The sequence below is a fragment of the Leptospira ainazelensis genome, from assembly GCF_016918785.1.
In the GTDB taxonomy this organism is placed as follows: Bacteria; Spirochaetota; Leptospiria; order Leptospirales; family Leptospiraceae; genus Leptospira; species Leptospira ainazelensis.
Map to the genome: position 1 here is coordinate 208,164 of NZ_JAFFPT010000072.1, position 26,351 is coordinate 234,514.

Annotated in this window: 28 protein-coding genes and 1 pseudogene; 19 read left to right on the forward strand and 10 right to left on the reverse strand. The window is 42.5% G+C overall.

Features of this window, described 5'->3' with window-relative positions:
* Positions 1-50 precede the first annotated feature (50 nt).
* Entirely contained in the window at positions 51-554 is a 504-nt protein-coding gene (locus tag JWG44_RS17670) for a hypothetical protein (RefSeq protein WP_205276314.1), read from the forward strand.
* A 63-nt stretch (positions 555-617) separates the two neighbouring features.
* On the opposite strand, the gene JWG44_RS17675 is transcribed toward JWG44_RS17670, so the two are convergent.
* Together JWG44_RS17675 and JWG44_RS17680 are read right to left on the reverse strand one after the other, a co-directional pair.
* Complete coding sequence (locus tag JWG44_RS17675) at positions 618-1,799, reverse strand: NnrS family protein (RefSeq protein WP_205276315.1); 1,182 nt, start codon at positions 1,797-1,799, stop codon at positions 618-620.
* 55 nt (positions 1,800-1,854) lie between these two features.
* On the reverse strand, positions 1,855-2,478 hold the full coding sequence (locus JWG44_RS17680) for a Crp/Fnr family transcriptional regulator (RefSeq protein ID WP_205276316.1): 624 nt from the start codon (positions 2,476-2,478) through the stop codon (positions 1,855-1,857).
* Between the two features lie 272 nt (positions 2,479-2,750).
* Between JWG44_RS17680 and JWG44_RS17685 the strand changes: the two genes are divergently transcribed.
* Genes JWG44_RS17685 through JWG44_RS17715 form a run of 7 tightly spaced genes read left to right on the forward strand, consistent with a single transcriptional unit; the run spans position 2,751 to position 8,971 of the window.
* Positions 2,751-3,218, forward strand: a complete 468-nt coding sequence (locus JWG44_RS17685) for a c-type cytochrome (protein WP_205276317.1) — start codon at positions 2,751-2,753, stop codon at positions 3,216-3,218.
* A gap of 11 nt (positions 3,219-3,229) precedes the next feature.
* Positions 3,230-5,152: a Sec-dependent nitrous-oxide reductase gene (gene nosZ, locus JWG44_RS17690; RefSeq protein ID WP_205276318.1), complete on the forward strand. Its 1,923-nt coding sequence runs from the start codon at positions 3,230-3,232 to the stop codon at positions 5,150-5,152.
* 12 nt (positions 5,153-5,164) lie between these two features.
* On the forward strand, positions 5,165-5,773 hold the full coding sequence (locus JWG44_RS17695) for a hypothetical protein (protein WP_205276319.1): 609 nt from the start codon (positions 5,165-5,167) through the stop codon (positions 5,771-5,773).
* The gene (locus JWG44_RS17700; protein WP_205276320.1) at positions 5,763-6,194 is read left to right on the forward strand and encodes a nitrous oxide reductase accessory protein NosL; all 432 of its coding nucleotides are present in this window, start codon (positions 5,763-5,765) and stop codon (positions 6,192-6,194) included. Before JWG44_RS17695 ends, JWG44_RS17700 begins: the two co-directional genes overlap by 11 nt.
* A gap of 1 nt (position 6,195) precedes the next feature.
* Positions 6,196-7,473 carry a nitrous oxide reductase family maturation protein NosD gene (gene nosD, locus JWG44_RS17705; protein WP_205276321.1) on the forward strand — a complete coding sequence of 426 codons (1,278 nt, stop codon included), beginning with the start codon at positions 6,196-6,198 and terminating at the stop codon, positions 7,471-7,473.
* A complete protein-coding gene (locus JWG44_RS17710) occupies positions 7,470-8,189 on the forward strand; it encodes an ABC transporter ATP-binding protein (RefSeq protein WP_205276322.1) in 720 nt (239 codons plus the stop codon). Before nosD ends, JWG44_RS17710 begins: the two co-directional genes overlap by 4 nt.
* Entirely contained in the window at positions 8,186-8,971 is a 786-nt protein-coding gene (locus JWG44_RS17715) for an ABC transporter permease subunit (protein ID WP_205276323.1), read from the forward strand. The genes JWG44_RS17710 and JWG44_RS17715 overlap by 4 nt, the downstream gene beginning before the upstream one ends.
* 71 nt (positions 8,972-9,042) lie before the next feature.
* Here JWG44_RS17715 and JWG44_RS17720 read toward each other — a convergent pair whose 3' ends face one another.
* A complete protein-coding gene (locus JWG44_RS17720) occupies positions 9,043-10,215 on the reverse strand; it encodes a transporter (protein ID WP_205276324.1) in 1,173 nt (390 codons plus the stop codon).
* Positions 10,216-10,261: 46 nt separating this feature from the next.
* Positions 10,262-11,053: a hypothetical protein gene (locus JWG44_RS17725; RefSeq protein ID WP_205276325.1), complete on the reverse strand. Its 792-nt coding sequence runs from the start codon at positions 11,051-11,053 to the stop codon at positions 10,262-10,264.
* A gap of 240 nt (positions 11,054-11,293) precedes the next feature.
* Here JWG44_RS17725 and JWG44_RS17730 point away from each other — a divergent pair, with 240 nt between their 5' ends.
* From JWG44_RS17730 to JWG44_RS17740, 3 genes are all read left to right on the forward strand, one after another.
* Positions 11,294-11,758: a PAS domain-containing protein gene (locus JWG44_RS17730; RefSeq protein ID WP_205276326.1), complete on the forward strand. Its 465-nt coding sequence runs from the start codon at positions 11,294-11,296 to the stop codon at positions 11,756-11,758.
* Positions 11,759-11,821: 63 nt separating this feature from the next.
* Positions 11,822-13,261 (forward strand): OmpP1/FadL family transporter, encoded by a 1,440-nt coding sequence (locus JWG44_RS17735; protein WP_205276327.1) that lies wholly within the window; start codon positions 11,822-11,824, stop codon positions 13,259-13,261.
* Between the two features lie 11 nt (positions 13,262-13,272).
* Positions 13,273-13,755, forward strand: a complete 483-nt coding sequence (locus tag JWG44_RS17740) for a hypothetical protein (RefSeq protein ID WP_205276328.1) — start codon at positions 13,273-13,275, stop codon at positions 13,753-13,755.
* Between the two features lie 5 nt (positions 13,756-13,760).
* Here the strand turns inward: JWG44_RS17740 and JWG44_RS17745 are convergent, their stop codons facing one another.
* Positions 13,761-14,132 carry a hypothetical protein gene (locus JWG44_RS17745; protein ID WP_205276329.1) on the reverse strand — a complete coding sequence of 124 codons (372 nt, stop codon included), beginning with the start codon at positions 14,130-14,132 and terminating at the stop codon, positions 13,761-13,763.
* 322 nt (positions 14,133-14,454) lie between these two features.
* Complete coding sequence (locus tag JWG44_RS17750) at positions 14,455-15,366, reverse strand: SDR family oxidoreductase (RefSeq protein WP_205276330.1); 912 nt, start codon at positions 15,364-15,366, stop codon at positions 14,455-14,457.
* Positions 15,367-15,570: 204 nt separating this feature from the next.
* On the opposite strand from JWG44_RS17750, the pseudogene JWG44_RS22570 reads away from it, so the two are divergent.
* Positions 15,571-15,813: pseudogene (locus tag JWG44_RS22570) on the forward strand (transposase); the annotation flags it as partial.
* Here the strand turns inward: JWG44_RS22570 and JWG44_RS17755 are convergent.
* Together JWG44_RS17755 and perRA are read right to left on the reverse strand one after the other, a co-directional pair.
* Positions 15,778-16,641 carry a flagellar hook-basal body protein gene (locus JWG44_RS17755; RefSeq protein WP_205276331.1) on the reverse strand — a complete coding sequence of 288 codons (864 nt, stop codon included), beginning with the start codon at positions 16,639-16,641 and terminating at the stop codon, positions 15,778-15,780. The pseudogene JWG44_RS22570 and the gene JWG44_RS17755 overlap by 36 nt on opposite strands.
* Positions 16,642-16,956: 315 nt before the next feature.
* On the reverse strand, positions 16,957-17,391 hold the full coding sequence (gene perRA, locus JWG44_RS17760; protein WP_205276332.1) for a peroxide-responsive transcriptional repressor PerRA: 435 nt from the start codon (positions 17,389-17,391) through the stop codon (positions 16,957-16,959).
* A gap of 173 nt (positions 17,392-17,564) precedes the next feature.
* On the opposite strand from perRA, the gene JWG44_RS17765 reads away from it, so the two are divergent.
* The 7 genes from JWG44_RS17765 (at position 17,565) to JWG44_RS17795 (ending at position 24,647) form a co-directional block, all read left to right on the forward strand.
* Entirely contained in the window at positions 17,565-18,131 is a 567-nt protein-coding gene (locus JWG44_RS17765; RefSeq protein ID WP_232371712.1) for an ankyrin repeat domain-containing protein, read from the forward strand.
* Positions 18,113-19,567 (forward strand): catalase, encoded by a 1,455-nt coding sequence (locus JWG44_RS17770; RefSeq protein ID WP_205276333.1) that lies wholly within the window; start codon positions 18,113-18,115, stop codon positions 19,565-19,567. Before JWG44_RS17765 ends, JWG44_RS17770 begins: the two co-directional genes overlap by 19 nt.
* 189 nt (positions 19,568-19,756) lie before the next feature.
* Positions 19,757-20,521: an SDR family NAD(P)-dependent oxidoreductase gene (locus tag JWG44_RS17775; RefSeq protein WP_205276334.1), complete on the forward strand. Its 765-nt coding sequence runs from the start codon at positions 19,757-19,759 to the stop codon at positions 20,519-20,521.
* Positions 20,522-20,572: 51 nt separating this feature from the next.
* Positions 20,573-21,052, forward strand: a complete 480-nt coding sequence (locus JWG44_RS17780; protein ID WP_205276335.1) for a winged helix-turn-helix transcriptional regulator — start codon at positions 20,573-20,575, stop codon at positions 21,050-21,052.
* A 263-nt stretch (positions 21,053-21,315) separates the two neighbouring features.
* Positions 21,316-23,550 carry a PAS domain-containing sensor histidine kinase gene (locus JWG44_RS17785; RefSeq protein ID WP_205276433.1) on the forward strand — a complete coding sequence of 745 codons (2,235 nt, stop codon included), beginning with the start codon at positions 21,316-21,318 and terminating at the stop codon, positions 23,548-23,550.
* 25 nt (positions 23,551-23,575) lie between these two features.
* A complete protein-coding gene (locus tag JWG44_RS17790; RefSeq protein ID WP_205276336.1) occupies positions 23,576-23,983 on the forward strand; it encodes a nuclear transport factor 2 family protein in 408 nt (135 codons plus the stop codon).
* Positions 23,984-24,092: 109 nt separating this feature from the next.
* Complete coding sequence (locus JWG44_RS17795; protein ID WP_205276337.1) at positions 24,093-24,647, forward strand: NADPH-dependent FMN reductase; 555 nt, start codon at positions 24,093-24,095, stop codon at positions 24,645-24,647.
* 161 nt (positions 24,648-24,808) lie between these two features.
* Here the strand turns inward: JWG44_RS17795 and JWG44_RS17800 are convergent, their stop codons facing one another.
* Positions 24,809-25,684 (reverse strand): alpha/beta hydrolase, encoded by an 876-nt coding sequence (locus JWG44_RS17800; RefSeq protein ID WP_205276338.1) that lies wholly within the window; start codon positions 25,682-25,684, stop codon positions 24,809-24,811.
* Positions 25,685-25,998: 314 nt separating this feature from the next.
* Positions 25,999-26,334 carry a hypothetical protein gene (locus tag JWG44_RS17805; RefSeq protein WP_205276339.1) on the reverse strand — a complete coding sequence of 112 codons (336 nt, stop codon included), beginning with the start codon at positions 26,332-26,334 and terminating at the stop codon, positions 25,999-26,001.
* Between the last annotated feature and the right edge of the window lie 17 nt (positions 26,335-26,351).

Consider the following 26,351-nt stretch of genomic DNA (forward strand, 5'->3'; position numbering starts at 1 on the left):
GTTTGAAAACTCTTCTTGCCAAAATCAAAAAAGGAGAAAGTTTTTGAGAAGTGGACTTTTATTCTTATCTCGTTTTCCTGTTCTTTCATATTTTCGCCGCGATCTTTTGGATCGGCGGGATGTTGTCTTATGTGTTCGTTTTTCGGCCCGTTTTGAAAAATCCGGATTACACGAATATAAAACTCGATTTGTTTTATGAGCTCGCATTACAGTTTAGAAAAATAGCATATTATCTATTTACGGTCTCCTTTGCGAGCGGATCCGCGATTCTCTACTGGAAAGGATACCGTCCGACTGATATCGAATTCTTATTTCAAAATCCGTTTTCGGTGATCGCCTGTAAAATATTTCTTTTTTGCGTTTTGGTTTTCAGCTCCGTGTTTCACGACTTCTTCTTAGGTCCGTTGACTCAAAGTTTGATCCACGAAAACCCGACCCTTTGGGAAAAATACCGCCGAAAGGCGGCCTTTTTCGGAAGAGTAAATCTTCTTCTTTCCATTCTGATTGCGATATTAGGAATTCTATTTTCGAGAGGTCAAAATTCCTTTTTGTAAACGTGTATTCCTTCTCACCGGAGTTCGAGTAAAAATCGAACGATTTGCCTTTTAAGAAATTTTTCATTTCTTTTGTGAATCGATTCTGGGTCCGAGAAGTATATTCCAATATTTGAATATTATTACGGAGAATGAAAAAATCCAAAGTATTCCCGAAATCCCGTATCCTATACTAGATAGACCGAAAAGCGGAAATAAAACCCGGACAAAAACTGCAAGTGTGATGCTCGCATATCCGAAGCGGATCGTTTTGGACGCCGCTATCGTTCTACCCGTATGACCCAGAGATACTCGTGTGATCATTCCGTAGATAAAACCTCCGATCGCTCCTACGGTAAGAATGTGAAAAGAAGCGGATAGAGGAAACAAACCCAAATGGGAAAGTCCGTACGAAAAAAATCCGAGAATCAGCCAAAAATAGGATAAGAATAAGATCCACAAAATCGGTGTTTTGCGAGATTTCCAAGGTTCCCATAAACACCAGCGATAGGCTTGTAAGCCCGTAAATGCGAGCGCAAAAAATCCGGCTCCGACTTGCAGCTTCGGAAACCAAAAAAGCAATGATTCGATTCCGATCAAAAGAAAAGAGCCGTAATTGGTTAGGGTCTCGATTTTTTGATTTCTTTTAGGATTGGAACCGGCCACGGCCACCGTCGTAAAAAAAGGCAAAATTCTCCCCGCGATCAAAATGATAAAGATCAAGATCACAAAGATGGAAATATGAATCCAATGGAGCGAGAGAGCCGAAGGAATGATCTCCAATATCGAAAGAATCGCAAGTCCGTGACCAATCCCGAATAAGGTATAACATAAAACGATCATACGATTGTGTTCCTGTCCTTTTTGCATCAGCTTAGGTGCGAGCAAATACAACACAAATAAGTCGCAGATAAAATCGCTCAGAAACGCGGAGTAGGAAACGGCGGGGAGGTCGATCCAACAGAATCTTCCCAAAACCCAAAGAAAGAATAAAAGAAAAAGTGATCTTTCCCGGATCAGTATCGTCTTTGTCCAATTCTGAGCGGCGGTAAATAGAAATCCTAAGATGGCGGCTCTCGCAAAACCGAATACCATTTCATAGGAATGAAACGGAACCAACCCGGTTATCAGCGGAGGTTTTAAGAATGAAAAAAGAATTAGGATCCAGATAAAAATCGATCCGAGCGCGTGGAGGGAAGCCGCGAGAAAAAAAGGGCGAAACGCATTTGTCCACAGGTGAGTTCTGAAATTCGAAAGTAAATTCATGATTTCATTCTAAGATGGAATTTTAAATTTCTCCTTGATTTGTATCAACAGCCTTTCAGAGAAATTGTTTGAGTCCTTCTCTGTTTAGAATTTTAATCTGTCCTCTTTCCGGATCGATGATCTGAAGATCTTTCAATTGTCTTAGGATTCTGGAAAACGTTTCCGCTCTAAGAATCAGCATCGAAGCGATTTGACCGTGATTGAGAGGGGGGCAATCGGCGGGAAGGTGATATAAAAAATGAGCCACTCTCTGCATTGAATCCATAGTAAGCCCCCGATTGATCGTCATGTTTAAGGACTGCATTTTTTGAAATAAGGACTGTAAGAGCAGATGATTGAGGGCGATATTATTTTTGATTTCGTTTATTAACTGGGAGAGGGGCAGACGAATTATCTTGGAGTCGGAGATAAATCTTCCAGAGGCGGGATAAGGTATTCCTGTGATGATTGCGAACTCGGCGATAAGAGAAATGGGTGAGAAGAAGTTCATCGTGATCTCGTTAGAATTTCCGTCGTATTTAAAGATCTGAACCGTCCCGTCCGTCAGCAGATCCAATGAATTCGGTTTATCTCCTTCGTGAAAAAGAAATTCTCCCTTCTTATAGTGTTCCACCTTTCCATTGGAAAAAATGGAAAGAATTTCTTGGTCCCCGATCTCTTCGAATATATTCAGTAACACAATCTGTATCCCTCGTTATCTTTTGATAATACCATTCGTTCCCGGAATCTTTTTAAACTTACGGAATATTCTCCTCCAATTTAGTTTCATTTCATTCTATTTTTTAATAGGAACGATGACAATTGTCAATGGAATCTTTTGTCTCCACTTGATTTGGATCAATTGAGAAAATCAAATTTAGACTATAATCGGATCACAATTCTGCGGCCTGCGGCCTGCGGATCGGATGTTTTAGTCTGCGGAATGGATTCAAGTTAGGGTGAGGAATCAAAATGGGTATTCGATTTTCTAAAGGGCATTTTGGACTTAGATGGAATAAAACAGCGATCGTGATCGCAATTTCTTTAATATTAGGAGTTTATTGTGGAAAAGAAAAGACTGAAGAAGGTTCGACGTCTACCGAAAACTCCAAAGGGATAGGCCCGGTGGCCTCGGTCGTACTGGCCGCCTTGGATGAAACTCTTGCAAATAAAGGAAAAAAACAATTCGAGGCAAAGTGCAGCGCCTGTCACAAGTTTGAAGAGAAGGTTGTGGGGCCCGCGTTATCGGGTGTCACTCTTCGGAGAACTCCGGAATGGATCATGAACATGATTCTAAATCCCGTTGAAATGACTCAAAAAGATCCGATCGCCCAAGGTCTTCTTGCGGAACACCTAACTCAGATGACCTTTCAGAACGTTCAGGAAAGTGAAGCTCGGGAGATCCTCGAGTATTTTAGAAAAATGGACAGTAAGAAATAGGAGGAATTTATATGAAGATAAGATTGATATCCTTTAGATGTTTTTATTTATTCTTATTCGCCGTAATCTTGGCGACGAATTGTAAAGGGGGAGCTTCCACTGCGACGCTTGCGTCCGACGCGGCGAAACGAGTTTACGTAGCTCCCGGAGATAAGGACGAAGTCTACGCATTTTTATCGGGAGGGTTTAGCGGGCAGATGTCGGTCTACGGAGTTCCATCGACTCGTTTGTTTAAAATCATTCCGGTTTTTTCGGTCTTCCCTGAAAACGGATACGGTTATGACGAAGAAACTAAGAACATGTTAAAAACTTCTTACGGTTACGTTCCTTGGGATGACAGTCATCACATCGAAGCTTCCATGACCGATGGAAAACAGGACGGCAGATGGTTGTTTATGAACGCAAACAACACTCCCAGATTGGCGAGGATCGATCTGAAATCCTTCGAAACCAAGGAGATCATCGAAATTCCCAATACCGCGGGAAATCACGCGTCTCCGTTTGCGACTGAGAATACCGAATACTTGATGGCCGCCACCAGATTCTCCATACCGATACCACAAAGCAGCGTTAAGGTGGAAGAATTTTCCAAAGGAGCGTTCAAAGGTACTATCACCATGGTAAAGGTCGATCCGAAGTCGGGAAGACTTTCGATCGAATTACAGGTGTTAGTTCCCGGATTCAATTACGATCTTTCGCATTGTGGAAAGAATAAATCGCACGACTGGTGTTTTTTTACGAGCTATAACTCCGAACAGGCTCACAAGATGTTGGAAGTGGGAGCTTCTAAAAACGATAAGGATTATATCTTGGCCTTTAACTGGGTGCGTGCAAAACAATGTCTGGATCAGGGAAAGGCGAGCAATTTCGGCGGAGAATACTATAGAAATTTTCTTCCTGAAAATCAACCCGCCGTGTCCGAAAAGTTGAGCGGAGTTAAGATGCTCCAACCGAAGGATTGTCCCGGTATTATGTATTACATGCCGACGCCCAAAAGTCCGCACGGAACGGATGTGGATCCAAGCGGAGAATATATCGTTGGCGGAGGTAAACTGGCGACGGTGATTCCGGTGCATTCTTTTTCAAAACTGATGGAAGTAAAGGATAAACCGGATCATAGATCGGGAGAAATTTCGAATATTCCGGTTTTGAAATATGAATCCACTTTGGCCGGAGAGGTTAAGAAACCGTGTTTAGGACCGTTGCACACCGAGTTTGACGGAAAAGGTTTTGCATATACTTCCTGTTTTGTGAGTTCGGAAGTGATCAAATGGGAATTGGGCACTTGGGAAGTGGTTCAACATCTTCCGGCTTATTACAGCGTAGGTCACTTGTCTATCGTAGGCGGCAGCTCCAAGGATCCTTATGGAAAGTATCTCATCGCGTTGAATAAGATCACTAAGGACAGATATCTTCCAGTAGGAATGGAACTTCCTCAAAGCGCTCAACTCTACGATATCTCGGGAGGAAAGGCTGAACTCTTATCCGATTTTCCGACCGTGGGAGAACCACACTATTCACAGATGATTCCCGCAAAACTTTTGATGGATAAGGCGGTAAAGATCTATCCTTTGGAAGAGAACAAACATCCTTACGCGGTTAAGAATGAAAAAGACGCTCGGGTAGTGAGAGAGGGAAACACGGTGAGAGTGTATATGACTCAGATCCGGTCACACTTCAAACCCGATATCATCGAAGTAAAAAGAGGAGACACGGTTTACTTTCACGTCACCAACTTGGAACAGGACTTCGATATTCCCCACGGTTTTGCGATCGGAGGAGCTCCGGATATGCCGAACCTTCTGATCATGCCGGGTCAAACAAGAACCTTCAAGTGGCAGGCTTCTAAACCGGGGATCTTTCCTTTCTACTGCACTGATTTCTGTTCAGCTCTTCACCAAGAGATGCAACAATACATCAGGGTCAGTCAGTAAATAGGCCGCGCAATGAAAGGTCTATTCTTCAACAAGCTAACGAACGTTCACCGACTCCTAATCTTAGGGGTCGGTCTCGTTTTAATATCGGTGTTCTTTATTCCGGTATGGTATATCTCCTTAGCGGCTCCTCAATATCCGGAAGGACTCGGGATGCGGATCTGGATTCATAAGGTAACCGGCGCGACTCCTTACGATTTACAAAACATTAATTTACTAAATCATTACATTGGAATGCACGAGATCGTATCGGATTCGATTCCTGAATTATTGTTTATGCCGTATGTCCTGGGTTATTTGATCGTAGGAGCCTTTTTTACCGCGCTTTTTCCAAGGGTTTATATGGTTTTATTGGGAATTTTCAATTTTGTACTGCTCGGTATCGTGGGTTTGGCGGATTTTTGGCGTTGGGAATACAACTACGGCCACAATCTCAATCCGGAAGCGCCGATCATCGTTCCAGGCATGGCGTATCAACCGCCTCTACTCGGTTGTAAGGAAATGTTAAACATCACGGCTTGTAGTTTTCCTTCCTGGGGGGGAATCGTTTTGTTGAGCGCGATTTCGATTCTTATCCTGATTTTTGTTCGGGAAAGGAACCGCTCCAAAAATGAAGTTTAGAATTTCCTTATGGACGTTTACTTTCGTTCTTTGGAGTTTTGTCTTCTGCGGAACGAAAGAACCCGTGATTCCGGAACGTGGAAAGGAGAAGTGTTCCCATTGTTCTATGTCCATAGTGGATATGAGGTTCCACTCCCAGCTGCTTACTGATAAGGGAAGACGGTATTATTTTGATTCCATAGAATGTCTACGATCTTATAAGGAAAATTTGAGGGATAAAAAAATCCATTCCTGGGTAACGGATTATGAAAATTCAACTCGAATGTTAAGCGAAGAGGAGGCGGCCATCGTTCAGTCCGCAGAAATTCATTCTCCTATGGGAATGGGATTGGTTGCGTTTTCATCTTTGGAAAAAGCTCGCGAGTATCTGAAAAATCACAAAGGTTCCATCATTAGGCCCGAGACAAAAAATAAAGAATAGAATGAGAAAGGATTCAAAACAAAAATATTTTGCAAATCGGAGAATTCTCTCCGGATTCTTTTTTTTATTTTGTTTGAGCGGATTCGCGGAGGATCTGCACTCAAAGGAAATTCAAGTTTGTCTCCGTTGCCCCATAAATTCGATACAGAAGGCGATCGATTCCGCAAGTCCGGGAGATAAAATCCGGATCGAAACGGGGCTTTACGAAGAGTCTTCGATCATCGTAAACAAACCCGTCGCTATAGAAGGTTCATCGGACGCGGTGATCGACGGAAAAAAAAACAAACACGTGATCGACGTTCAGTCCAATCAAGTCACGATCAAAAATCTAAAAATCAGGGGAAGCGAAATCTCCGATACGAAAGAATTCGCGGGAGTTCACGCGGAAAAAGTGCAAGGATGTTTATTCGAGAATTTGGTTTTTGAAGACAATACCTATGCGCTTTATCTTGCGGAAGTGGACGGATGTAGCCTACTAAACAATCGCTCGAACGGAAACGCTGAAAACGAAGTTTCGGGAGGAAATGGAATCCATCTCTGGTCCTCCAAAAACGTTCGAATCGAAGGTAACAAATTGGAACGTCATCGAGACGGAATCTATTTGGAATTTTCATCGAATCTCAAAATTGAAAAGAATATTTCCAAAAACAATATACGTTACGGAATGCACTTTATGTTTTCTTCGGATAACGATTTTAGAAAGAATAGGTTCGAACAAAACTCCGCGGGTGTTGCCGTAATGTATAGTAAAAATATTCTCATCGAGGATAACGTCTTCGCAAACAACTGGGGAGAAAGTTCCTACGGATTACTTCTGAAGGAAATTTCGGACAGCATTCTCGTAAAAAATACGTTTCAGAACAATACGATCGCCATCTTTGCCGACGGTTCTAACCGAAATTATTTTACATACAATGAGATCATAAATAACGGATGGGGAATCCGGGTTTTGGGAAACAGCGATCGGAATATCTTTGCCAAAAACGATTTCAAAGAGAACGTCTTTGATATCAGCACGAATACAAAGAAGACTACAAATACGTTTCAAGAAAACTATTGGGACGGTTACAAAGGTTATGATTTGAATCGGGATCGATACGGAGATGTTTCACACAAGCCGATTCATTTTTTCGGCTACTGGGTGGCTGTGTATCCGTTTTTGATGGTTCTATATCAATCGCCGGTCGTGATTTTTTTACAGGGAATCGAAAACGCGTTTCCGATCGTGACTCCGATCGATTTTGAAGATCCAAGACCGAGTATGGGAGCGAATCTATGATTCAGGTGAAGAACTTAGAAGTCGTTTACGGATCTACCGTAGCGGTCCGCGATCTTTCTTTTGTCGCGGAAGGCGGTTCCATTCTTTCCGTCATCGGTCCGAATGGATCGGGAAAAAGTTCCTTACTAAAAAGTTTGATCGGACTCGTTACGCCGAAGAAGGGAAAAATCGAGATAGAAAAAAATACGATCCTCAATACGGATCCGGACGTTTCCGCGATCGGGTATATGCCTCAGTCTCCGTTCTTCCCAAAAAATCTGAAGGTAAAAGAATTGATCGAATTTTTCAAAAGACTAGAAGCGGTAGACACGAGCGATTTTCCCGCGTTATACGAAATCTTGGGTCTAAAAGAATACGAAGATCAGAGGTTTGGGTCGTTGTCCGGCGGCACTAAACAAAAAGTGAATATACTCCAGTGTTTTTCTACAAAAAAATCGATCTATATCGTGGACGAACCTACCGCGAGTTTGGATCCGTATATCTCGCATCTGTTAAAAGATCTGTTAAAGCGAAAAAAAGAAGAGGGCGCCCTGGTGATTTTTTCGACTCATATTTTAAACGAGGTCGAAGAGGTTTCGGATCGTTTTTTGCTGATGGCGGAAGGGCGATTGTTGCTCGACGAATCTCCCAAAACGTTTATAGAGAAGAATCAAAAAGAAAATCTACAATCCACACTGATGGAATTTTGGAACAAAGAATTTTTAAAAACACAATGATAGAAATCCTAATATTCGAATTGAGAGAGAACTTCCGAAGCCGTTGGTTGTTTGTATATACCGGTTTTCTGGCTCTGTCTGTTTCCGCGCTCAATTATTTCGGAGACGAAAACGGAACAAGGCTGATCACCAGTCTTATGAACATAGTTTTACTCATCGTTCCTTTGTTTGCGATTTCCTTTGCGGGGTTGTCCTTTTTAGAGTCGATTCCGTTTGCGGAAGTGTTGCTTTCCAAGTCGGTAACGAGAACCGAATATTTTTTCGGAAAATACTTAGGGGTTTCCCTTTCCCTTTCTTTGGGTCTTGTAGTCGGAGTCGGAGTCCCCGGGGTTTTATCTTTTTACTCGGATCTAACATTTTTGATTCTATTTCTCGAATTGATCGTTTTCGGTTTAACATTGGTATTTATCTTCGTTTCACTCGCGTTTTTATTGTCCTCTTTTTTCAAAAAAGGGGAATTGATCATTTCCGGCGCTCTCCTTATCTGGTTGTACTTTTTTATATTCTTTGATTCCATCGTATTTATGTTAAGCGTTTATTTGGGAGAATATCCGGTGGAAATTCCTTCCTTGATCATCATCCTATTCAATCCGATCGATTTGGTTCGCATCGTTATGGTTCTTCAGACAAAGGCCTCGGTTCTTCTCGGTTTTTCCGGTGCGTTTTTGCTAAAGACGATCGGACTGAAATCGGTGATTCTTCTTTCGATTCTATTTCTTTCGGGATGGATTACGGTTCCGCTCTGGATTTCCTATAAGAAATTTATCAAACGGAACTTTTAATAAATTCAATCTTTAAAAAATTCAAATATTCTAAAAAATAGATATATCCTGGAGAATCGGACACGGCATTTTTATTCGAGTTGAAATTGCACAAACAGATTGATTGTGGATTGAACCGCAATCTGCGGTCCGTTTAGGTGTTGATAAAAAGGTCTTCCCGCCTCGACGCCGAACTTTGTTCCCCGAAAGGGGCCTTCGTGAATCAAAAAATTCAGTCCCACGAACGCGTCTGATCGATTGCCGCCTTGACGATTTGGATCATTCTGTGGATCCATTTTCGGGTCCAAGGAAGAATCCCTTCCTCGAAGATTCTCCCATTGATTCGATTGTACTCTTACGGAAAAACTCATCCACTGCAATATCGAATACGCGATCCAAGCAGTGGATTCGTATCGATTTCCAAAGCGATAGTTGTTTTGATTTTTGGAACTTCTTAGATTCGCAGACGAATTGATTCCCCAAGAAAATCGATCCGACTTTCCCGTATAAGTAATACCCGGTTGATAGTTGATCGTTCCTGTTCCCGGTTGCATGTTGTATGGAACTTTTTGTTTTCCCATCATCGGCATCCAATCGCTTTCATCGACGGATCCCGTCGGAAGCGAAACTCCGAAGTTTAAAAAGAAATCATGATCTTCTCTTTTGAAAAAACGGTGAGCGATCGAGAAGGAGATATCTCCGATTCCTCCCGAGGACATATCGGAGCGATCAAAATTGCTAGTTTCCATCACCATCTTGTTCTTCACGATCGGAAGCATAAACATAAACATCGTATCGTCGGTAAGACCATACATAACGTTTGCCATATACATTTCCATCGTCATCGATTTAGGAATCGACATGTATCGATATTCGTTCAAAGAAGTTTGAGGAACACTCTCGCCTCCAGTAAGAATGCTTCCGGAAGGCATCGCCACGGACGGATCGAATTGGGGAAACCAAAGCGTTTCCAGATCGCCGATGGGTTTGTTTCCCATGGATAAACCCGACATCCGCATCGTCATCGATCGAAAATCAATAATCCAAGTTTCTTTTTTATGAAGATGAGGAGCCATAACTCCGGCGGGTGCGACTTGGTCGGCTCGTTCCTGGTGTATATGCTGAGTTTCGTCATTCTTTTGTTTGGAATCATCGTCGAGATGATGTTCGTGGAATTCCTTTACCGCTTTGTCTTTATCCGCAAGTAGCGGATAAACGTAAGAAGACAATAAAAGAAATGTAAGAATTTTTAAAGCATAAGACATTTTGAATTACCATTGGATTTGTTTAAAACGGCCTCCAGTGTGAAGGTTAATCGATTTGGGAAACGATTCCGCCGATCGTGAACGAAGTTACCGTGGCTCCGTTGAGAACAAAACCTACCTTGTTACCTGAAAAAGTAGGCACGTTCATCATTTGCATGACGGGGAACATCATCATCGAATTTCTTTCGGTAAGGCTGACTTCGTTACAGGCTTTGGGCCAGGCGTTGATCCATTGCTGAGATTCGGCAAACTGAAAGTCTATGCAGTAAATATAATTCACTTGCGGATTCAGCGCGGCTGTTCCCTTGTTTGTTGTCGTAAAGCCGCCCAACAGACTCGAATAGAATTCCTCTTTTTTAGATTCGCTGAGCCGAACCGCCGGACCGCTCAGTGTGAAATCGGATCCGATTCCGTAGGAATAAATTTCGAGACTTCCACCCGTTTTAAGGGAGAATGAAACTTCGATATTGGTCCCACCTTCCGAAATCGGGAGAGAATGGGCGGAGCTTGTAGCAAACATACTCGCGCCGGATTGACCTGAAAGTCCGGGACTCAACTTCGAAGAATTTGCAATCAAACCTAATTTAGAAAGTTCCTCGACGTTACAAGAGTTGATTTCGAACTTGGTTCTTTTGCTCTTCACGTAGGTCAGAGTATTCGGGATCGGCGCGGCAGAATTTACCGAACAGCCCACTTTTTGAGGAGCGCCTCCCAATAAAACCAATTGGAATAATTGTTGTTCGATTTGATTTCCGCTCCGAGCGGATTGGAATTGAGAACATCCTATCGAAAGGATAAAAGATAAGATAATTATAAAATTCTTAAAAACATAATACATGGAAACATCCTTAAAATGATCGTAGAAAACTTATTTTAAATTCCTATTTTCGGGTTCTGTTTTAAAAATCTTATTCCTTTTGCGAGTCTTTCTCATTGATCCGGATCAAGGAAAGTCAGTTCGGAAAGATTCTTCACGTTGATTTAGATCAATGCTAAAAGATGGAAACGATGGTATATTGTTTGTGAATCATTGAGTTTGAATCTGTTAGACCTTCGGCAAGGCCAACGGGAGGCGAGTATGACTCACGATGTTTGTTATATCCAAAACGAATTGGAAAAGGCGGAAGAACGTCTATTAAAACGGTTAAGGACTAATCAGAATAAAAATCAGAATTTTTTTGAAATCGAATGCGGTTTGGATTCTGAGGGTTTGATTTTAGAAATGAGTTCTCAATCTTTGCAGCTCCTGCAATTCGGTCCTTCTGAAATGATCGGAATGAATTTGGAAATTTTTATCCGCGACGGCGATCTTCCAAAATGGAGAAATATTTTAATCCGAATTTTGGACCGGAATTCGGTGATTCACACGGAACTCAGTCATAAAAGAAAATACGACGGAATTGTTGTGTTTCGTTGGTCTTTTTTTATGGACGACGACGGAGTTATTCATTGTAAGGCGAAAGACGAAGCCGGATTTTTAAAAAGCATCCTGGAGGAATTGATTCTTACGAAAGAGATCAATCAAATCCGATGCCTTCTGTAACGAACAAATTTATAAATAGGTTAGAATTATAAAAATTATGTTTTTATGTTTTATAAAACTTTAATGATCCTGATTGTCAGAGTCATTCTTAAAATTTCACTTCTTTTCATTCGGACGAGTCTTAGATTTCCGAGAATTCTAAAAATTCTACTCTTATTTATTTTGCTCGGTTTCGGCTCAATATACGGTTTTCAGGGAATTCTCCAGACTTCCTTTGGAGCGAGGCAAGCGGGTATGGGAGGGGCGTTTCAAGCGGTCGGAGGTTCTATTATGGATTTGGAATCGAATCCGTCCCATTTGTCCCGTTTTCAAAAGTCGAAATCGGAATTCGGATCCGCCTTTCACTTTGCACAAATTGAATATTCCGATTCCTTTATGGATCTTCGACCGGATTACGCTTATTCCAACCAAATCACACAATATCCGAAGGCCATTCTTCCTTATCTCGGATACGTTTCCAAGGTTACGGACCGTCTGGGAATCGGAGTGGCTCTTTATTCTCAAGGCGGGGGTGGGGGAACATTTTCAAAGATCACTCGTTTGGCGCCGGAGAAAAAGACCTTAAACGAAACTTTAGGTTTGGAAATTCCAGTGATAGGAGGAGAAAGAAAAATTCAGGAAGACATGGTTTTTAAATTTATGGTCACAAAGGCAACGATCGGTTTTGGCTATAAGTTCGATCGTTTTGCGATCGGCGCGGGCGTGGACCTGGTTTATTCTTTTATGCAGATGAAAAAGGTTTATCGGGATGAGACTCGCAGCTTGGAGTTGCCCGGAAGTATTCGATATTCGAGCGATCCTTCTTATACTTACGGAGGAAAATTAGGAATATCTTATGAACTAACTGAGCGGATCCGGATCGCATATTCATACACGTTGCGTAACGTCTTACATTTAGACGGAAGAATGAACGTGGAAAGTTTGGATCCGGGCAAGTCTTTCGATGCGCGGGTTTCTCGTTTTATGTCCTGGCCCGATCGGCATATCTTCGGGATCTCTTATCGAAACAATGCGTGGATACTGGATTTCGACGTTAAGTTTGTTCCATGGTCCGAACATTTTAAAACAAGTAAGTTTGTTTTAGAACATTCTTGGATTGAAACTCCGCTGGGTACGGAGACCAATACGATGCAGATGAATTTTCGTTGGAGAGATCAATATTCGTTCGCTTTAGGCGCTGAATACATCTGGAGCCGAATTTTGAGAATTCGAACGGGTTATAGTTACGGTAAATCTCCAGTGACCGATCGAGGTTTAAGTCCGATGTTAGGAAGTACGAACGAACATCATATAGCGGGAGGAATCGGATACTATTGGAAGGATTGTGCGTTTCAGTTGGCAATGGAATACGGATTCCCAAAACGTATGAATGGAAGTTTATCTTCGGATTGGAGTTTGTCCCATTCCGTATTTTCGATAAACGATGTTTCGTTACAATCTTTTCAATTTGAGAAGTCGATGAGTGTTTTTAGTCTTTATTTCGGTTTTGAATTGAATACGTAAAAGGTAGAATTATGAATTTTAGAAGAATTCCATGGGGTTTTATTTCGTTGTTTTTGTGGATGGGAACAACCGGACTTTTGTTATTGTTTTTTATAAGAGGTAATACAGGAACTTCGAAAGACGGGAGAACTTCCATTCGCCTAACGGAAGAGGAACGAATTTTGGTGTTAACGGAAATGAGAGGACTTCTTACATCGGTAAACGGAATTATGGGAGGTCTTTCCGAAAACGATTTAGAAAGAGCGGCTCGGGCGGCGTCAAATTCCGGGATGGGACTCGTTAAGAGTTTGGAAAACGAAGAAAAGAAAATCCTGTTAAAACTTCCTCTGGAATTTAAACGTCTCGGTTTCGGAACTCACGAACAATTCGACAAAATCTCGATCCAGATTCGAAAGAAACAAGATATCAAAATCATACTCGGAGAAATGGACGAGCTCACTAAAAAATGTGTAGCTTGTCACGCGGCTTATAAGATAGAAGAGATCGAAAGATGAGATCCTTATTCTTTATACGCTTCCGTCTGCCACCAACGTATTCCCATAAATGCGATTCCAAACGCAATGAGATAGAGCGCAATCGGTAATGTAAGCGTAGGCTTTACGGCTCTTTCTTGGGTAACGATCACTTGGACCTTGGCTCCGAGGTCGTCGGAATTGGCGTTCTCTACTTCGCCAAATTGAATTCTGTTATCATAAGTCCAGAATCCATTGCAGATTTCCGCACGACGAATTTTCGTACAGGCGGTTACGCTCGCGGTTGAAACGGTTCCCGTTTTTTGATTATAAATAAGATAGGTTCCGCCCAAGAGGAAGGAAATACTAAAGAGGCTGATGAGGCCTATTGTGACAAGGTTTTGATTTTTGTGGTTCATGTTTAAAATGGAGATCTTTTTTTATTTAAAAAATTCTTAAATTAAAAAGATCAAAGGTTCCTTATATACAATTCTTCGATAAGTAACCGCTCAGCTTTAATGGCTTTGCACAAATTTAAATAAAAAGGGAAACGTTTTCGGATTTTGATTTTTTATACGAATTCGGGAGAGAAGAGTCGAATCGTGATTCCAAAGAAATTCTGCGGTTTGTTCCGATCTTTGTATTGTACATTTCTTTCGATCATTTCTTGCGGCCTTCCGGTCCGAAGCGACATTCAAGATTCTAATCGATTATTATCGAATTCTCTAAAATAAAAAAAGGTCAACGATAACCCTTTGTATCAGCGGCTAAGCCAGGATCTTGGACTTCGACCATATACCTCCAAGCATCCGGTTGACTTCCGTCAAGATCGGTGAAGCCGTAAATGGCTGCGAGTTCCCCACTTGATAACGATTTTCCGTTCCAACGAGATCGATCCGAATCTTCGGCGAGAGCGACGACTGCGCGACCGACAAAGGCGGGACTTTCTGAAATCGCAAAGTGGGGAGTTATTTTTATCGCGTCGCGCCAGTTCGATTCTTTCACTTGATAGGCGTCGAGCATTGCCTCGGATCTCAACCAACCCGGCGTCAAAGAAACTGCGGTTGCATGATACGATTTTAACTCATGAGCTAAAGAAAATGCCATTCGATTCACCGCCGCTTTTGCCAAATCATAAAAGAAGGATACTCTATAGTTACTCGCGTTGTATTCGTTTGTTCCATCGGTCATCTCAACAACGAGACCGCCCGGAGTTTTAATGAGAAGTGGAAGCGCGAAATGACTTGTGATCGCGTGGGTCTCCACGCCTAAACGGAAGGTCCTAAGTCCGATTTCCAAAGAAGATTCCCAAACGGTTTTGTTCCATTCCATTACCGTTGCACCCCAAATATCATTCACTAAAATGTGAAGCGAACCTTCTTCTTTTTCGATACGTGTGATGAGATTACGAACCTCGTTGGGGACTAGATGATCCACTAACACAGCGATTCCGCGACCACCGGCTTGATCGACGAGAACCGCCGTCTCTTCGATCGTTTCCGGGCGATTCATTTCCGACCTTTGTGTTTTACTGCTTCGACCCGTGACGTATACGGTTGCACCTGCTGCGCCTAACTGAATCGCGATGCCTCTGCCTGCGCCTCTTGTGCCGCCGGCAACCAATGCAACTTTTCCTGTTAACGATTTGCTCATATATGATCGCTCCTTTCCTGCTCCATACTAAGAGTCGATTTATTAAAGAATGATACTGGATCCGTTTTTTCCTTTTGGATTATAGCAAAGAAACTTGTATAAGGATCTAAAAAAATCTCCAAATCTGTTCACTTTTTCATATTTCAAACATACTCGTAGAAACTCAAAAATTTTAGAACCGACAAAAGAGAAGAAAAATAAAGTTACATTCGTCCTGAGAACTCTACTCGTTACTTGAATGAGTTCTCCTTTCTCAAGAATGCTCACGTGTTTGGTTTGGATGTGATTTGTGAAAATGGAGGGATGCTTGCTGGGGAAGTTGATGATGGAAGAGGGGTGAGTAAAGTATCCTTTGGTTCCGATCCCCGAGGGTCGTTCGGTCCAGCAGTTGGGATCGGAAGGAAGGGATTATTATCTCAGAACTTCATTGATGAGCTTGCCAAGTAAGCTATCCTGAGTTTGGACCGTTTTCTGGTTGGCCTCGTAAGAACGGTTGACCTCGATCATTTCTACCATTTCAGTAACGACGCTCACGTTAGACGCTTCGAGATAACCTTGGAGAACCGAAGGTTCGTCTTTGAGTTCGAAAGGAACGGGTTCCCCGGATTCCGGAGTATCTGCGTAAAATGAGTCGCCTTCTTTATCCAAGTGTCGAGGGTTTTCCACGGTTCTAATTTTTAGTTTATCGAGGAGAACGGGAGTTTCAAAGCGATTTTTTTCAAGGGAGGTTCCATTTACGGGATCGTTTCCGATTTCTCCGTTGATCCAGACTTCGCCGTTCTCTTTGATTAAAAAGTTTCCTCTTGCGACTCGAATCGGTCCGTTTTCTCCCATCAAGGGAAATCCTTGCGGCGAAACTAAATAACCGTTCGTGTCCATTACAAAGGCGCCGCTCCGGGAGAGTCTTTCTCCTCGATTTGTCATGACGCTGAAAAAAGCGGGATGTTCGTTTCCGGGTTTATCCTGGAGCATGATGTCGAACGGATTTTCGGTCTTTTTTACGGCTCCCTGTTCAAAACGAGTATAGACCTCGTTGACTTCTCCGCCTAATCCAAGTTTGCCGACCACCGGCGCCGTATCAAAGGATCCCATAGGGACCTTTCCGACTCCGTCTTCGTCGAAACGATGGAGTAGAAGTTCAGGAAATGTCTTAAATATGGTGGTATCTCTTTTAAAAGCGGTCTTATCGACGTTTGCCAGGTTGTTTGAAATCACATCCATTCTTGTCTGTTGGATGATCATCCCGTTCGCGCCTGTGTACATTCCTCTAAGCATTTGCCTTTCTCCTCTACCTTCTTAGGATCGGAGAATTTAGAAATTCTCATTAGGTTTTTGAGGACATAAAGAGGAAAAGAATCCGGTATTTTTCTCTGCTCGAAACCCTTTTTTTTTGAGAAAATACGCGAGTTTTGAACTTCGAGAGGGGTCCCTAAAAATAAATCCCGATAGAATTTTGGGTATTGCGACCGTTTCGTTTACAAAGAGAGAAGGAAGATTGGAGACAACAATCTCGGAGAAGAATTTTAAAATAAGAATATTCTAAAAATTGAATTTATCAACGGAAGAATTCGGACCAAAGCCGAATTCGAATCATTTTTTTCTTCCCTTGAGGGTAATTAGAAGATTGCAGTTTTCAAAAGAATTTCCGGTCTTCTCTTCGAAGTCTCTCTTGAGTTCGGAAAGGATTTTCTCTTGAAGTTTAGAATCCAACTCGAGATCAAAAATTTCCCCGGTTTCTTCGTCGAGGGCATGGTGGTGACTTTTCACGTTCGAATCATAAAGAGTGATTCCGGACTTGAGTTCCAGAAGATTCACGATTCCTTTTTCCGCAAAAAGTTTGAGATTGTTGAAAATGGTCGCGCGAGAAGCGCTTGGAAAGTGTTCGTTTATCAGTTGAAACACTTGATCCGCAGTCAAATGTTGAGGTTCGGAAAGCAGAAGATTTGCCATCTGTAACCTCTGAACGGTCACGTTGATCCCTGCGTCCTCCAGAATCTTTTTGCTTCTCTCGAAAGAATCCTTCATAAAAACAACCTCTCAGATCTCGTTCTTTTTGTCATTAATTTAGACTGATTCTAAAAAAAGACTTGCGCTAATTTTTTCCTATTTTATACTAAGTCTAAATTTATAATAAATCTCAAAATTTAAAAAACAAAGCGTTTTCTCAGTTTTGGAACTGATTTCTTCCGGAGGGAAAAATGGACACGATGGAAAAGAATTCAAATTATAAGAATTTATCAAATTCTTCCCAGAGAAATTCGAAGGCTTGGGAAGAATTTAGAAAGAGCATAAGTTCGGAAAACCCTTGTTTTGATCTCTCAAGAAAAGGGAATCTCCAAGAGCTATCTTCTCGTCTTCAGACTTTCGGAAATCTTGAAACGAGAAATCAAAAGGGTTACACCTTACTTATGTTAGCCGCCTACAACGGTAGGGAAGAGACGGTTCGTTTCCTAATTTCACAGGGAGCCGACGTCAATGCCACGGATGATTCCGGAAATTCGATTCTTATGGGGGCCGCTTTTAAAGGGTTTGAGAACATCGTTGAAATTCTTATGAAGTCCGGAGCGGATAAGAATTACAAAAACTCCAAAGGTCAAAACGCATTCCAATTTTCTGAAATGTTCGGACGCAAACGAGTCGGCGAACTTCTTTCCGAAAAAAAACGAAGTCGATCCTCTCGAGTCATTTCGTTTATCAATTCTTGGTTTCAATATTTCACTCAAAACGCGCTTAAAGGAGGCAGACAATGGGTAAAAAAATTCTAACAACGTCCGGAGGACATCCGGTTCCTCAGAACCAACATTCTCTCACGGCAGGGCCGAGGGGGCCGATCCTGATTCAGGACACACACCTCATCGAGAAGTTGGCGAACTTCAATCGGGAAAGAATTCCGGAAAGGGTCGTTCACGCAAAAGGAGCGGGAGCCTATGGAACTCTTACGATTACTCAAGATCTTTCCAAGTATTCCAGAGCCTCCGTTTTTTCAAAGGTTGGAAAACAAACTCCTCTTTTTTTACGATTCTCGACGGTCGCGGGTGAAAAGGGTTCCGCCGATACGGAAAGAGATCCTAGAGGATTTGCGATCAAGTTTTATACAGAAGAAGGAATTTGGGATTTGGTCGGGAACAACACTCCCGTCTTTTTTGAAAGAGATCCTTTGAAGTTTCCGGATTTTATCCATTCTCAAAAAAGAGATCCGGTTACGGGTTATAAGAATCCGTATCGTATGTGGGATTATTGGGCAAAATCACCCGAGGCCTTACATCAGATGACGATTCTTTTTGGGGATCGCGGGATTCCTGACGGTTATCGTTTTATGAACGGTTATGGAAGTCATACATTCGCTCTTTGGAATACAAAGGAAGAACGTTTCTGGGTGAAGTTTCACTTTAAGTCTTTGCAGGGGATCAAAAATCTCAGCGGAGAAAAAGCGACCGCGTTAGCCGGAACAGACCCGGATTACTCAACGAGAGATTTGTTTGAAGCGATCGAAAGAAAAGAATTTCCGAAATGGAAATTTTGCGTTCAGATAATGCCCGAAAAAGAAGCGGAGAATTACAGATTCAATCCCTTCGATCTCACAAAGGTCTGGTCGCATAAGGATTACCCTCTGATCGAAGTCGGGGTTTTGGAGCTGAATGCGAATCCCAAAAACTACTTTGAAGAAGTGGAGCAGGTCGCGTTTTCTCCGGCAAATATGCCTCCGGGTATCGGAGCTTCTCCGGACAAAATGTTGCAAGGAAGGTTGTTTGCCTATCCTGACGCACAGAGATATCGTCTTGGTGTTCAGTATCAACAACTTCCGGTCAATCGACCTAAAAACCAAGTCAACGTCTATCACAGGGACGGAAGTGTTAAGTTTCAATCCGACGGAAACTACGACAACTACGAACCGAACGGATTCGAAGGACCTTCTCAAGATTCTTCCTTTGCAGAACCTCCCTTGAGAATTTCCGGAGACGCGGATCGTTATGACGCGCACGCGGATAACGACGATTATACGCAAGCCGGCGATCTTTATCGGATGTTAAAACAGGACGAGAGAGAACGCCTCACTTCTACGATCGCATCTACGATGAAGGGTCTTCCCAAAGGTTTGCTCGTCGCGAACTTAAAACATTTCTATCGTTGTGATCCGGCATACGGGACTCAACTCGGGGAAAAAGTTGGAGTCAGCGTAAACGAAATAACAAAGGACTAAGGATCCTGGGTTCCATTGGAACCGAAGGTTTGAGCGAGAAAAGAGGAGCTTTCTGATAAACGTTCTCTTTTCTCGTTTTTTTTTTTCGAAATTCTCCTCAAAAACCACAAAAATGGTTGCATTATTAAACTAGAGTAAGTCCAACAAAAGTAGTTGCTTAATTAAACTAGAATTTACGAGGATCGATATATGAAATTTAAGAATAAAGTCGTTTTGATTACGGGTGGAAACGGCGGGATCGGATTTGCTACCGCGAAATTATTTGTGGACGAAGGTGCGAACGTGATCATTACCGGACGGGACCAAAATACTTTGGATTCTGCGGTAAAAATCTTGGGCAATCAAGCCCGAGCTTATAGGGCTGACGTTTTAAACAAGGAGGAACGGGAATTGCTTTTTAAAGGAATTCGGGAAGAATTCGGAACGTTAGACGTCGTTTTTGCAAACGCGGGAATTATGAAACCGACTCCCGCCGCGAACACAACTGAAGAGATCTTCGACGAAGTTCTTCGAGTGAATGTGACCGGAGTTTTTATGACGATCCAAGCCGCTCTTCCTTTGCTCAAAAAAGGATCTTCGGTGGTCCTCAACGGTTCGATCATAAACACGATCGGAGCGCCGGGAACTTCCGCGTATGCAGCGAGTAAGGCGGGTGTTCGTTCCATGACAAGAGTTCTTGCGGCGGAATTGAGTCCGAAAGGAATTCGTATTAACATCGTGGTTCCCGGTGCGACCAGAACTTCCATCTGGGGTACTACTGAAGCCGCAAACGAAAGATTGGATAAGATCAGCGCTTCGATTCCGCTTCGAAGAATCGGAGATCCGGATGAAATTGCTAAGGTAGTTTTGTTTCTCGCATCGGATGATTCTTCTTATGTGCAAGGAGCGGAGATCATTGTCGACGGAGGTTCCAGCAGTTTACCGGCGGGGGCTCCAATTTATCTTGCCAGTTAAGTAGAATCTTTCAGATCTATATTAAACTCGAGGAGGAAGGGGGACTTACTAGTGAAGCGCAAAAATCTGGATGAAGACGAATGCCCTATAGCAAGATCCCTTTCCGTGATCGGAGAATGGTGGTCTCTTTTGATTTTAAGAGACGCCTTCTTGGGGAAAAGAAGATTTGGAGAATTTGAAAAAAGCCTCGGGCTTGCAAAAAATATTCTTACCTCCCGGCTTCAAAAATTGGTCTCCCAAGGAATTTTGGAAATCGTTCCCGCATCCGATGGAAGCGCCTATCAAGAATACGTTCTTACACAAAAAGGAAAAGATCTTTTTCCGATCCTTGTTTCTCTCAGACAGTGGGGAGAGAAATATCTTTTCGATTCTAAAGGGACAAATCAGATTCTCGTGGACGAACTTTACAAAAAGCCGGTGCGTAGGATCGAAATTAGATCTCAGGACGGAAGGGAACTCAAATCCAAAGACGTGAAACTCCTTTTTACAGAAACAAAACAAAAAACAAAACCCGCAAAAAAGAGAAACTGACCGATTTAGCGCGGGAAGACCGTGTTTCTCGAAAGGGAGAAATTTTAGAAAGGAAAAATATTCAAAAACTGTAAAGTATCTAAGTTTATTCGGATTCCGTGATCCTTCCAATGAAAATTGAAGTTTTCTAAGGAAGGATCTCGCAAAAAAGGGATTCTCCGGACTTTTAAGCTTGACCGATTCTTTCTTTGATTCGAAGATCTACGGCGGTTTCTTCCTTCCTTTCCGAAATGGGATCCGAAATTCTAAGATTGAGTGAAGCGATGATTCACATTCTCCAAACCATTCTCGAACAAGCTCACGCCGGTTACTGGGAAAAAAATTTTTTACAAAATACAAGTTATCTTTCTCCCGCCTGGAAAGCCATGCTCGGTTATGAAGACCACGAATTGAAAGATTCGATTCGAACATGGCAGTCTCATATTTTACCCGAGGACCTGGTAAAAATCCGGGACGAATTCGAAGAATATCTCAAGACGTCCAAACGTCAACTCTATGAAACCGACATCCGATTTCTCCATCGTGACGGAAGTATCGTCTGGTTTCGATGTACCTGCAAACTTGTCGAAGTAGATCTTAACGGAAAACCGGTTCTTATGCTCGGGACTTACTTCAACGTTACCGAATCGAAAAGGATCGAGTCCGAATTAAAACTGACAGTCGACCGTCTCGCTCTCGCGACAAAAGCGGCCAAGGTCGGAATCTGGGATTTGGATCTGATTAAGGACCGTCTTTCTTGGGACGAAGCTATGTATGAGTTATACGGAGTGAAAGCCGATACTTTTTCAGGAGCCTATGCAGCTTGGGAGGCGGGTCTTCATCAGGAAGATTTGGAACGTTGTAGAATCGAACACAAAAACGCCGTGGAAGGAATCAAAGACTTCGATATGGAATTCCGAGTGATCTGGCCGAACGGATCCATTCGGCATATCAAAGCGATCGCAATCGTTCAGAGAACCTCTTCCGGAAGAGCGTTTCGAATGGTGGGGACAAACTGGGATATCACCGAACACAAAAATGCGGAGACCGCTCTCAAAGAAAGTTACGAGCTGACGAAAGTTTTTATCGAAAAAGCTCCTTCGGCTATCGCGATGTTTGATACTAACATGTGTTATATGGCAGCGTCTCAACAATGGCTCGCCGATTACGGTCTGGTTGAAACCGAAATTTTAGGACATTCCCATTACGAGATTTTTCCGGAGATCGGAGAAGAGTGGAAACAAATCCACAGGGAATGTCTGAACGGTAAGGTTCAAAGAAGAGACGAAGAATTATTCGTTCGTAAAGACGGAAGTTCTCAGTGGATCATCTGGGAAGTGCGTCCTTGGTACCGCTCTCAGAACGAAGTGGGCGGCATTCTGATGTATACGGAAGATATCAGCGCCCTCAAACGCAAAGAATTTGAAAGAAGTAAATTGGAAGAAATTCTTACACGAACCAACGAAGCCGCGCGGATAGGTTCCTGGGAATTGGATCTCGAAACGAACACAAGAGTCTGGAGTAAGGTGACGAAGGCGATCTTCGAATTACCGGAAGACTACATTCCCACCGGTCAAGAGGGTGCACGTTTTTTTAAAAGTGAATTGGAAAGAAAACGTTCGGCGGACATTCTTGAGGATTCGATCGTGTCCGGAAAACATTTCGATTTCGAGGTGGAGATCGTAACGGCAAAAGGGAATTTCGTTTGGACGCGGACGATCGGAAAACCGGAGTATCTAAACGGAAAGTGTATTCGTGTTTCCGGAACGTTTCAGAATATTCAGGAACAGAAAGAAAGAGAACTTGCTCTGCAAGGAACCCTAAATATCGTCAACGATCAGAACGAAAGATTATTAAATTTCGCTCATATAGTTTCCCACAACCTCCGTTCGCACGCGGGGAATATCGCGATGCTTCTTAAAATTTTGGAGGAGGCGACGGCCGATTCCGAAAAGGAAGAGAAGATGATCCGTTATATCCAAAAAGCTTCGGACAGTCTAATGGAGACCGTTCTAAACTTAAACGAAGTAGTTTCCATTCAAACAAATAAGAATATTCAAAATACCGAAATCTCCCTGAGGGAATACATCGAAAAGGTGTCTCAGACGATTAGCGGCGAAATACAAAGGAACAACGTTCAAATTCACAATTTGGTTTCGGAATCGGTAAGAGTAAAATGTAATACCTCCTACATGGAAAGTATTCTATTGAATTTTTTGACAAACGCTGTCAAATACAGACATCCTCAAAGAGACCCGGAGATCACTCTCAGCGCCGAGTATCAAAAAAAAAGACTCGTTTTAAGCATTCAGGATAACGGTCTCGGAATCGATCTGAATAAAAACGGAGATAAACTTTTTGGAATGTATAAGACCTTTCACAATAACCGGGATTCCAAAGGAATCGGATTGTTTATCACAAAAAATCAGGTGGAGTCGATGGGTGGAAGAATAGAAGTGGAAAGTGTTTTGAATCAAGGGACGATATTTAGAATCGTATTCTCTGAAAGTATATTTTGAAATCGGAATATAAGGAAAAATAAGAATGAATCTGGAAGACAATAAACGGGTTGTCCTGAATTATTTTCAAGGGATGAACGAAAAACGATTTTCCGATGCGGCGGAATTGTTAAGCGACGAACTCGTTTGGTGGATCATCGGTAAAACCAAAGTTTCCGGGAAAAACGACAAAAGAACCGTCCTTCTCGGGTTTAAACTTTTGCACAGAACTTTCTCCGATTTTAATTTTATCCTTCACGATTTTACAGCGGAAGACAACCGCGTTTCTCTCACGGCGGAATCCAAGGGAAAACATTCGAACGGAAAACTCTACAACAATCACTATCATTTTCTTTTTACGATCGAAAACGGCAAAATTCAAAGTGTGAAGGAATACCTGGACACGGAACACGCGATTTGGATCGAACAAATGGATTCACAGACGACTGCTTGAGGAATGGATTTTTCTCCTTTCTCCTGAAATTTATTTCTAACGGGTAAGAATCTTTTTAGAAAAAATTTTTTAACCCGATTTCAGTTTTTAACGATCTAAATTCTACACTATGAAAGTTCTTGCGATCTCTGGAAGTCTTCGTTCCCAATCTACAAATTCCTCCTTACTACGGGCTATTACTAAGACGGCTCCTCCGGAAATGGAAATTATCACCTATGAAGAATTAGGCGAACTCCCTCATTTTTCTCCTGACATAGACGGCGAAAATTCTCCCGAAGTCGTTTTACGTTACCGGAAAGCGTTAAACAATGCGGACGGGGTTTTGATCTGCACTCCGGAATACGCTCACGGAATTCCGGGAGTTCTTAAGAATTCTTTAGACTGGGTGGTAGGTTCGGGAGAATACGTTGACAAACCGGTAATGGCTCTCAGCGCTTCCCCTTCCTATATGGGAGGAGACAAGGCCCACGCTTCTTTGTTGCAGACCCTGAAAGTAATGAACGTAACCGTAGTTGAACCGGCTTCGTTTTGTGTCACTCTCGCTCGTAAAAAAATGAACGATCAGGAAGAACTTGTCGACTTCGAAACCAAGGAAACGTTTCGAAAAGCGTTCGAGGAATTCTCGAAAGTGATTTCTTCTTCTTTAAAATCCTCCATCGAATAGACCCGTAAAGAACGTATAACGTATATCCGGCTTTTCGAAAAAGGTAATTTTATCGATGCTGCCTTTTTACGGACTAAAAAAGACTCGATCGATGAAAAATATAAAATCGATGTACTGAATTTCTAATCCCGTACGGTAAGAATCAAAACGAACGGAAATTTCTATTTTTTCTTTTTCTGGTGTTTTGCCTTTTTCTTAGGAGCCGGCTTTGTTTTTTTAGAAGAGATTTTCGTTTTGGAAACCGCCTCCGGCGAAAGATAAGAGTCGATCCTTTTTGCTACATTCTCCCATCCTTCGTCGAGCATGAGATTGTGACCCATATTCGGGAAAATTTCAGGTTCCACTCCATACGTCTTTGCCGTTAGCGTCACTTCCCAAGGAGGAAAAAATCTGTCCTTTTCTCCTCCGATCACGAGAAGAGGAGTTTTTATTTTTTTTGTTTTGGGAAGGGAAAGAACCAACATTCCGAGAAAGGCAAAAAAGGATTCATCCTGAAGACGCGAAGCGTAGTGAAAAGCCTTTGTGTCGCTTAACAATTTCGAAAAAAAAAGTTCCTGGCTCAGTTTCGGATCTTCCACGAGAGGAAACAGGGAAAGGGTTCCGAGCACCCTCAGAAAACGGATCGGATGTTTGAGTAGTAATTCCAAAGTGATTCTAAAAACGCCGTAAGGAGGAACACTCGCGAGTAATACCGCTTTTGGAATATGAGCGGTTTCTAATATCTTTTGCACGACCAATCCGCCCATGGAATGTCCGACCAAAACGGTGGATTCGGGCAGTTGAGCCAGCACTTTTCGAACGTCTTGAACGTAGTTCCCGATCGATGTCCAACGAAACGAACCTATACTCAGGCTTTTGCCGTGACCTCTGAGATCCAGGGTATAAACCTCGTATCCCGCTTTTTGAAAGTAAGGTACAAAATTCTCATTCCAACACCATCCTCCATGCCAAGCCCCGTGAACAAAGAGGATCGGAGGTTTACCGGAGCTGGACGATTTGGCTGACTTGAGAGCAGGTTTGTGTTCGTAGTGGACCATAGGCGGATGAAATCTCTTCGATCCTTCAGAGACTGCAACGAAAAAACGAGTCGAGTTTTTTAAGAATTTAAAAAGTCACAATGATTAGAGGACCAAACGCGTGTTTGTCGAAAAGGCGATCCCCCTTTCGGGTTAGAAAGGAAAACGCAGGATAGAATCCAATCGTTTGTCGGATTCGTTTTCTCAATCTATGGAATCTTAAAACTAAAGAAAATCGGCATAGGTTTTTTCCGTATGCCGTCTCATTGGATTGAGATCTGAGTGTGAGGGGAAGATTGTATAGATTCAACGACTAAAGGACGTAAGAATTGTCCTTAGAGAGGGCATCTTTTGGTATAGGATCCTTGGATCAGTTTTTCACCCTTTTGCGCCAAATCCGGGAACAAACGAATGTTGACTCCGTATATTTTTTGAGCGTCTTCCAGTTTTCGAAGACAAATCGAAACTTCTTCGGACTCCGCTCCTTCGGCTCTTTCGATTTTTTCACATTCACATTTTGTTTCCCCGAGAACCGTCGCGTATTCAACGAGGGCTGTGATACCCGAATCCGATTTCGTTTTACAATTTCCGGAAGCTGCGATTGAAAAAATGAAACAGCAGAAAAATAGAAATTTTCCCATTCTCGAGTTTTTATCAAATTTCGGATTCATATCGATTTTCCAAAAGA